This window comes from Pseudomonas sp. RW409, from assembly GCF_003184125.1.
In the GTDB taxonomy this organism is placed as follows: domain Bacteria; phylum Pseudomonadota; class Gammaproteobacteria; order Pseudomonadales; family Pseudomonadaceae; genus Aquipseudomonas; species Aquipseudomonas chlororaphis_I.
In genome coordinates this window covers 1-1,236 of record NZ_QHHP01000026.1, presented here as the reverse complement: position 1 = coordinate 1,236, position 1,236 = coordinate 1, and the positions used below count along the sequence as shown (strand labels likewise).

At 55.5% G+C, this 1,236-nt stretch carries 1 protein-coding gene; it reads right to left on the bottom strand.

The window, feature by feature from the left end; genetic code table 11:
• Nucleotides 1-8 precede the first annotated feature (8 nt).
• A protein-coding gene (locus DK261_RS13035; protein ID WP_110175829.1) for an IS3 family transposase occupies nt 9-1,171 on the bottom strand; the annotation gives its coding sequence in 2 pieces (ribosomal slippage) (nt 9-916 and nt 916-1,171; 1,164 coding nt in all).
• Between the last annotated feature and the right edge of the window lie 65 nt (nt 1,172-1,236).

Here is a 1,236-nt window from a genome sequence, read left to right as displayed (position 1 = left end):
TGTAGTGGTCAACTAATCCCGGACACGACGTTAAGTTTTTTCTCGGCCTGAGCTGGGGCCAGCCCATCGTTGAACTGGTGCGGTCGAATCCAGTTGTACCGATGCATCAGATAATGACTGATGTCTCGATGCGCTTCTTGAGCCGTCATGTAGCCCACGGTCGGTATCCATTCAGTTTTCAAGCTGCGAAAAACGCGCTCCATCGGCGCATTATCCCAACAGTTTCCACGACGGCTCATGCTCTGGCGCATGCGGTAACGCCAGAGCCGTTGGCGAAACTGACGACTGCCATATTGCGATCCCTGATCTGAGTGAAACAGCAGTCCTTGAGGCCTGCCACGCTGTTCATAAGCCATGTCCAACGCCTTGATCACCAACTCAGCGTCTGGTTTATTCGACAGCGCCCAGCCCACAACTCGGCGCGCGTAGAGATCCAGAACAACAGCCAGGTAATGCCATTTTCCTTGAGCCCAGACGTAGGTGATATCGCCACACCAGACCTGATTGGGTGCCGGCACTTCAAACTCTCGATTCAAAATGTTCGGAATATCAGGCCGCTCGACCGTCGCTTGTTTGTAGGCATGTGATCCAGGTTGTTTGCTGACTAACTTCAGTTCCCGCATCAGGCCACGCACCTTGAACCGCCCAATTTGCTCGCCGTCTTCCTGCATCATCGACACGATGCTGCGGCTACCGGCGGCGCTTCGGCTTTGCGTAAACAGTTCATTGACCCGACTGCGCAACCGAAGCCGCTCAACGTCCGGAGTTCGGCGTCTGAGGCGGTGGGCGTAGTAGCACGAGCGAGTGATGTCAAAGACTGCGCAAAGCCAATCGACTGGCTCCTGGGCGCTTAACTGATCAATCAGCGTATGCGCTCGTGCTCTTCCGACATCAAGAGCGCGGTAGCCTTTTTTAAAATGGATTTCTCCCGCTCAAGGCGAGCAATGCGCGCTTCCAGTTCTTGGATTTTCTGCTGCTCAGGCGTCAGCGCTTTGCTCTGCGGAGTCACGCCGTTGCGCTCCTGCTGGAGTTGGTTAACCCAGCGACGCAACGCGGACTCGACCACCCCAAGCGAGCGGCTGGCTTCGGTATGGCTATAGCCTTGATCGAGCACGAGGCCTGCGGCCTCGCGTTTGAACTCAGCGGAAAAGGAACGACGTTGCTTGGTCATCAGACACCTCTATCTGGCGAGCATTCTCGCCTAAATGGGTGTCCGGTTTCATTAGACCACTACAA